The organism is Clostridioides sp. ZZV15-6383, assembly GCF_020657735.1.
Taxonomy (GTDB): domain Bacteria; phylum Bacillota; class Clostridia; order Peptostreptococcales; family Peptostreptococcaceae; genus Clostridioides; species Clostridioides difficile_D.
Genome location: NZ_JAGWCV010000089.1, coordinates 1 through 7,622 on the forward strand (window position 1 = coordinate 1; position 7,622 = coordinate 7,622).

The 7,622-nt window shown below is 27.7% G+C and carries 9 protein-coding genes; 5 read left to right on the forward strand and 4 right to left on the reverse strand.

Going from position 1 to position 7,622, the window contains the following annotated elements:
- Positions 1-207 precede the first annotated feature (207 nt).
- From KGF42_RS18175 to KGF42_RS18190, 4 genes are all read left to right on the forward strand, one after another.
- Positions 208-420 (forward strand): hypothetical protein, encoded by a 213-nt coding sequence (locus KGF42_RS18175; protein ID WP_227826821.1) that lies wholly within the window; start codon positions 208-210, stop codon positions 418-420.
- 111 nt (positions 421-531) lie between these two features.
- The gene (locus KGF42_RS18180) at positions 532-1,257 is read left to right on the forward strand and encodes a response regulator transcription factor (RefSeq protein WP_227822195.1); all 726 of its coding nucleotides are present in this window, start codon (positions 532-534) and stop codon (positions 1,255-1,257) included.
- Between the two features lie 3 nt (positions 1,258-1,260).
- On the forward strand, positions 1,261-2,664 hold the full coding sequence (locus KGF42_RS18185) for a sensor histidine kinase (protein WP_227826822.1): 1,404 nt from the start codon (positions 1,261-1,263) through the stop codon (positions 2,662-2,664).
- 10 nt (positions 2,665-2,674) lie between these two features.
- Positions 2,675-3,517: a TraX family protein gene (locus KGF42_RS18190; RefSeq protein ID WP_227826823.1), complete on the forward strand. Its 843-nt coding sequence runs from the start codon at positions 2,675-2,677 to the stop codon at positions 3,515-3,517.
- 206 nt (positions 3,518-3,723) lie between these two features.
- Here the strand turns inward: KGF42_RS18190 and KGF42_RS18195 are convergent, their stop codons facing one another.
- Positions 3,724-4,344, reverse strand: coding sequence for a flavodoxin family protein (locus tag KGF42_RS18195; protein WP_054273668.1), 621 nt, complete (start codon positions 4,342-4,344; stop codon positions 3,724-3,726).
- A 279-nt stretch (positions 4,345-4,623) separates the two neighbouring features.
- Between KGF42_RS18195 and KGF42_RS18200 the strand changes: the two genes are divergently transcribed.
- On the forward strand, positions 4,624-4,956 hold the full coding sequence (locus KGF42_RS18200) for a winged helix-turn-helix transcriptional regulator (RefSeq protein WP_054273669.1): 333 nt from the start codon (positions 4,624-4,626) through the stop codon (positions 4,954-4,956).
- Between the two features lie 115 nt (positions 4,957-5,071).
- On the opposite strand, the gene pcp is transcribed toward KGF42_RS18200, so the two are convergent.
- From pcp to KGF42_RS18215, 3 genes are read right to left on the reverse strand one after another with little or no spacing between them, the layout of a single operon-like run.
- Entirely contained in the window at positions 5,072-5,713 is a 642-nt protein-coding gene (gene pcp, locus KGF42_RS18205; protein WP_227822193.1) for a pyroglutamyl-peptidase I, read from the reverse strand.
- Between the two features lie 20 nt (positions 5,714-5,733).
- Positions 5,734-6,660 (reverse strand): DUF979 domain-containing protein, encoded by a 927-nt coding sequence (locus tag KGF42_RS18210; protein ID WP_227826824.1) that lies wholly within the window; start codon positions 6,658-6,660, stop codon positions 5,734-5,736.
- Between the two features lie 21 nt (positions 6,661-6,681).
- Positions 6,682-7,347 (reverse strand): DUF969 domain-containing protein, encoded by a 666-nt coding sequence (locus KGF42_RS18215; protein WP_227822191.1) that lies wholly within the window; start codon positions 7,345-7,347, stop codon positions 6,682-6,684.
- Between the last annotated feature and the right edge of the window lie 275 nt (positions 7,348-7,622).

Below are 7,622 nucleotides of genomic sequence, written 5' to 3' on the forward strand. Positions count from 1 at the left end.
GTTGTAATGAAACTCACGATAGAGATATAAATGCAAGTATAAATATACTAAAAGAAGGATTAAGACTATTAACAGTTAAAAATAGATAACATATGTAAGAACCGTAGGAACTACGGGGATAGCCTGTGGAGAATTAGTAAGACATATTTTAGTATGCAAAATTCTATGAAGCAGGAACCCTGTGACTTTAGTCATGGGAGGTTCAGAATGGCAATTCCATATTTTAGTGTAGGATTTATACCAGATGAAGCTATAAAATTTATGTCAGTAACTCCAAATTGGATTATGATGAGTCAACAAATTGTTAGATATAACGTACCAAGTGTCTTGATAGGCTTCTCTATAGCAATCTCAATTATATTAATGGTATTATTAACTAAAATAACATATAAAAATTTTACATCAAGTAAAAAATTTTAACTAAAAATAATAGTGATTTTATTTATATCTTAGTTTAGTTTAAAATAAGATATATGAATTTTAGATAAAATATATGCTAATATATAGGTAAATTGTCATAGGAGGTTGTTTATGGAAAATAGTATTTTGATAATAGATGATGAGGTAGAAATATTAAAGCTTTTGGAAACTGTCTTAAAAAAAGAAGGTCTTAATAACATATATACGGCAAAAACTAGAAAAGAAGGATTAGAAGTATTTAAAAATATTAATCCTGATTTAATTATATTGGATATTATGTTACCAGATGGTGAAGGTTATGATATTTGCAAAGAAATAAGAAAAATCTCTAATTCTCCAATAATGTTTTTATCAGCTAAAACTGAAGAATTAGACAAATTACTTGGACTAGCGATTGGAGGAGATGATTATGTCACAAAACCTTTTAGCCCTAAGGAAGTAGCTTTTAGGGTTAAAGCTCATTTGAGAAGGTTGAGTTACTTTAACGAGGTTCAAAATGAAAGTACAGATTTAGATAATAATAAAGAAAAAATTATATCATTTGGTCCATATAAATTAAATGAAAGTAGGGCAGAACTTATAAAAGATGGAAATCCTATAGGATTATCTGCAAAGGAACTAAAAATATTATCTTTATTTGCAAACAATCAAAATCAAATTATAAGTAAAGAAAGACTATGGGATAAAGTATGGGGAGAAGATTATGTTGGATTTGACAATACTATAATGGTTCATATAAGAAAAATTAGGGAAAAACTAGAGGATAATCCTTCAAAACCTGAATATATTCTGACAATAAAAGGTCTTGGATATAAATTAGCAGTAAAGGAAGATTAGAACATGAAATGGAAGATTACCAGAAACTTTATACTTACAATCGTATTTGTAGTTATATCAGTAGTCATTATAAATATAATGTCTATATTGTATGTGATTTCAAATGATAATTTTTTTAAAGTTGTAGATTCTAAAAATAATCCTGAAGAATTTGTACGTTCTTTTGAAAAAGAGTTATACGAAAAAGATGAGCAACTTAAACTATCCAAAATTGGGATTGATAAATTAGAAAAATCAAATTCTTGGCTACAGGTTTTAAATGATTCAGGAGAAGAAGTGTATGGAATAAATGTACCAAAGGATGCTCCAAAAAAATATACACCATTTCAAATGGTCAATAATTACAAGTATATAGAAACAGAGTATGTTAATTTTGTCTTAGAAAAATATTTAAACAAAAAACATCTAAACATAATAATTAGTATACCTAGTAGAGATATATCAAGAATAATTTTAACTTATTCAAAAAATAATATTAAAGAAACTTTAAATAAAATTATCATTATAACGTTGGTAATTGATGGTGTGGCTGCTTTAGGTGTAGGATACTTATTTAGTAGAAAACTTACAAAACCAATATCAAGTGTACTATGGAGTATTGAGACTATGGCTAATGGAAATTATAGCTTATATATTAAGGATAGAGGTATATATGAAGAAGTTTTTAAAAATATAAACATGTTAGCTGATACTTTAAGAATAAATGAAGATGAGAGAAAAGAAAATGAAGAATTGAGAGAGGAATGGCTGACAAATATAACACACGATATAAAAACACCTCTAGCATCTATACAAGGGTATGCAGAAATAATCAATGACAAAGATTATGAGATTGCAGAAGATGAGTTACAAGAGTATACAGAAATTATATATAATAAGTCTAAGTATATAAAAGATTTGGTTGATGATTTAAATTTATCTACCCGATTAAAAAATAATACTATAGCTTTGAACAAGAAAAAAATAAATTTAGTCAGTTTAGTTAGAAATATAATAGTGGATATTTTAAATGACAATAGATATAGAAATAGGAATATTGAGTTTGAAAGTGATGAAGATTTAATTGAAGTAAGCGTAGATTCAATCTTATTTAGAAGAGCTATAACCAATTTTATATTTAATTCAATAGTTCACAATAACGAGGAAACTTTGATAAAGGTAGAAATTGCAAAAAAAGATAATATAGAAATTATAATAAAAGATAGTGGGGTTGGAATAAGTAAAAGTGATTTGAAACATATTTTTGAAAGATACTATAGAGGTACTAATACAGGAGAGTTGCATAAAGGTTCAGGTCTTGGGATGGCTATTTCTAAAGAAATAATAGAGATTCATAAAGGGAAGATTTATGTAAGTAGTAAAGTTGGAGTAGGAACAGAAATTATCATAGAAATAAATCAAAATTAGGAGATAGGATATGGATTTTTTTAAAAAAGGGATAAGTGGGTTTACTATTAAGATACTAGCATTAATATTTATGACATTTGACCATATAGCAGCATTCATTCCACAAACAATGCAAATACCAATTTGGTTTCATTGGATAGGTAGAATATCAGCACCACTGTTTATATTTATGGCAGTTGAAGGATTTTGTTATACTAGTAACAGAAAAAAATATATAAGTAGATTGTATTTGTGGTCTGTTATTATGGCGATAGGAAATCAAATAATTAATAATGTATTTCCACATCCAGAAGGAGCTATAATTATAAATAATATTTTTTCAACATTATTTTTAATAGCAATTTATTTACAAGCAATAGAGTTTATAAAGAAATTTAGAAAAGAAAAAGAAGAAAAATATCTTATTATAGGATTATTGATGATAATTATTCCTGTAATTTTAGGAATATTTACAGTAATTTTACTTTTTAAAGCTGCTAATAAGGTTATTACTTTCTTTATGATTTTGGTACCAGTACCATTTTTAGTAGAAGGTGGGCCAATTTGGATTATACTGGGGATTATTTTTTATTTGTGTAGAGGCAAAAAATTTAGTTTAAGTATTTATTATGTTTTAATGTGTATATTTATATTTGTAGCAATGGCAAATGGGGATTATAGTTTAAAAAATTCTATTTTACAAAATTACCAATGGATGATGGTTGCTTCTCTACCTTTAATGTTACTTTACAATGGAGAGAAGGGGAAGAGCTTAAAATATTTTTTTTATTTATACTATCCAATCCATATATATATATTGTATATCTTAGGAATATACTTAATAAATGGGCTTTCAATTGCAAGTACTATTTAATGTATTTAAACAACTTAGAAAGTAGCATTGTAATTTATTTATAAGTATATGATAGAGTGTGTGGTTTGGTTATTAGTGGAATGATAAAACAGAGGTTTAATATAAAAATTTAATACCTCTGTTTTGTTGTTTTTCATCTTAATATATGATTATTTTATTTATAAATTAATACTTTTATTTAACTAATTCTATATTATTTTTGTTATTTATTTTATAAAATTAGTCATAATTTTCTCTTCATATTGTGGTTCTTTAATTCCAGCTTCTTTACCAGCTGAGATACACTTAAGAAGCCATGCCATATTTTCTCCTAGAGTTCGCATAGTTTGTAATCCTTCTTCATCCTTCATAACATCCTCTGGCGTAAATCCATGTACTTGGTTCCAATACTGTGATGACACAATAGGCATGTTGCTAATTGAAAAATATTTATTTAGTTGGTCAAATGTTGCACTAGCACCACCACGTCTACAGGATACAATTGAAGCACCAAGTTTTGTAGCCATGCGACTTCCAGCTATGAAAAACAGACGGTCAAGAAATGAAGTTAGTTGACCACTTGCACTGGAAAAATAAACAGGAGAACCAACAATAATACCATCAATGTTATCAAGCTCTTCAACCAATTCATTAACTTTATCATTCCAAATACATTTTCCAGTTTCAAAACAGGATGAGCAACTAGTACATCCTGGTATTGCTTTTTTGCCTAAATACAATATTTCTGTTTCAATATCGTGTTTATTCAATACTTTAGTAATCTCATTTAATGCTGTATAAGTACATCCATATTGGTTTGGGCTACCGTTTATCAATAAAACTTTCATTATAAATTTCCTCCAGTAAACTTTATTTAATAGACTTTCTAAGAGATATTTCTTTTTTAAAGCAGGATTTCCATTAGTATCACCAATTTATATTACACAATTAGCTAAAACTTTACCTAGATGCTTTCCACCATCAAAGCATGTTTTTTTACTATATAAAATACCTCCTATTATCAAATTGACTTTCAATTATTCTTACACTATAATTTTATTATAAATTATTCTAAAAACAAGTACGCACATTTTTGTTCAATACTAACCAAAAGGAGAGTGTAATATATGGGTATAGATTGTATCTCAAATACAGATTTAAGTGAAACGGGATTTAGTTATACACTTTCACTGATTAGTGGCAAATATAAAATGATAATTCTTTACTGTCTTGTAGAATTTGAGGTTGTAAGATATAATGCATTAAAGCGTTATATAAATACTATTTCCTATAAAACTTTGAGTTTATCTTTAAAAGAATTAGAAGCAGATAACTTGATTATTCGTACTGAATATCCTCAAATACCTCCTAAGGTAGAATATAGTTTATCAGAAAGGGGAAAATCTCTGATTCCAATTTTAGATGCAATGTGTGAGTGGGGAGAGAAGAATAGACCTTAACTTTGTATCTGTACATATAATAAAAAGACTGTGAGTAAAATCGTTTAAATGATTTATTCACAGTCTATATTTAAATAGTTCTTATTTGTAACTTATAAAAATACTTAAAAAATTATTATGAAATTTCACCACCAATTTCCTTTATATCTTCTTTGTATATAATACAAGCTTCTATAGCCAATTCTAAACCTTTGACTATTTCTTCTAAAGACATAAATGGTGTATTCTTTTTATTTATTATTTGTGAAGTCATATATGGGATGTGTATAAATCCCCCCTTTATATTAGGATATTTCTTGTCTATCATATAAAGAATTCCATACATTACGTGATTACAAACAAATGTACCCGCAGTGTTTGAAACACTAGCTGGAATTTTATTTTCATTCATATGTTTTACCATGGCTTTTACAGGTAATTTTGAAAAATATGCAGGTTCACCATCTTCTTTTATAACAGTATCTATAACCTGATTACCTTCATTATCTTTTATTCTAAAATCATCTATATTTATAGCAACTCTCTCAGGTGTAATATGAAATCTACCTCCAGCTTGTCCAACTGATATTACTATATCTGGATTGTGTTCTTGAATAGCTTTATCTATAGCTTCAACCGATTTTGTCCTAACTGTTGGTATAGTTATTTTTATAATTTCTGCACTATTTATATTATCATTGACCCTTTCAACTGCTTCTTGTGCTGGGTTTATTGGTTCTCCACCAAATGGGTCAAATCCTGTTAACAAAATTTTCATTATTTTACCTCCTAATTATATTAAAATCCTAAAAAGTACATTACTAATATATGGGCTATAATTAATACCAAAGCAACTGGGGTTTGATACTTTATAACAATATAATCATTTTTACATTCTAGTAAGGCTGCTGGAACGATGTTAAAATTAGCAGCCATTGGAGTAAGTAAAGTTCCACAGTATCCTGCTGTTAATGCTCCAATTATAGCAGGATTTCCACCTTGTGACAATACAAAAGGAATTCCAATTCCTGCCGTTATGACTGAAAATGCAGCAAATGCATTTCCCATTATCATGGTAAATATAACCATCCCTAATACATACGCTATAACGCCAAATAATCTATTATCAGCAGGAACTACTCCAGATATCATGTTTGAAATAACTTCACCAACTCCAGCCTGAGTAAATAAAGCTCCTAATGCAACTAGAAGTTGTGGTAGCATACTAGCAGGTCCCATTTGTTGAAGTAATCTTGAACCATCTTGAACTGATGTAGCAGGTTTTGATTTGGTTATTATAAGAGCTGATATTAATGCAATTATTGAACCTACACCTATTGCAAACTGTGAAGAATTATCAAAATTAGAAAGGCTCATAGCTACAATTACCGCAGCAAATGCTAATATTAATGATGGTATAAATATTTTGTTTTTAAGTTTATCTGCATGTTCTTTTCCAAAATTCTCATCTGGTTCTTCATACTTTGCAAATACAACTTGTTTAGAAAGTGTCAATAAACTAGATAATATTAGTATTATTCCGATTATATTAGCTGGAATCAATCTACCAAATATGAATGGCAGTGATATAAGTATCCAAAATAATGATGTACCATATTTTTTATTGTTACTTATAGTAGTAAAAGACTTATATGCTATGACAATCATTAAAAACCCCATTAATGCGTAAAAAATTTCTAATGATATATTTATAAAATTTTGCATTTCTATTCCTCCTAAATAAATCTATTTTTTATGACTCTTATTTAACTTTTTATCATATAAGGTAAACTGGATTGTAGCTACTACAAGTGCTATTACTGCCATAATAATACTAGCTTTTACAATATTAATTCCAGTTACATTATATCCAAATTGAGTAAGAGTAGAGGCTATAAGTAATACTCCACTACTACCTGCAAATAGGTTTTGACCATAAAAGTTTCCATAGTTTTCTGATGCAGCAGATAATGCTTTTATGGCTTCTTCATCCGATTCTTTTAGTTCATCACTATTACTTAAACCAGCAGCTTGTGCCATAGGATTAACAAGTGGTCTTACAAATTGAGGATGTCCACTCATTCTGATTGATAGAGCACCAGCTATTTGTCTAGCTATCATGTATATAGTAAGTACTTTTCCTGTTGTGAGTCTTTTTAATTTTTCTATTAAAGAAACAGCTCTTTGTTTTAGACCATATCTTTCTAATACACCGATTACTGGCAATGTCAATATAAATAATGATACGCCTCTATTTGAAACAAAAGAGTCCCCTAAAACTGTAAAGATTTGATTAAAATCTAATCCTGCAACAATTCCAGTTGCTACTCCTGCTAATAATACAGTAAACAATGTGTCGATTTTAAGTATAAATCCAATTACAACTATTAATATACCAATTAGTTTTATCATAAATTATTCTCCTTCCATTTCTATATATTTTTGATTTAAATTTATTTAATGGATAAAGTTAAACTCTTTTTATAGTATTTGCGTTAATAGGACTATTATTATAAAATTTAAGAAAAAATAGGGAAGATGTTTTAAAGTGTCAAAATAAATAAGAGTTCTGTAAAGGAATTTGAATAAGAATGATTACATTTTAAACTAATATGAATTGATTTTAATAAGTTTATAGTTTAAATATGTGACAATGTTTGAAATAGTAGTTTTAAATTAGATATTAT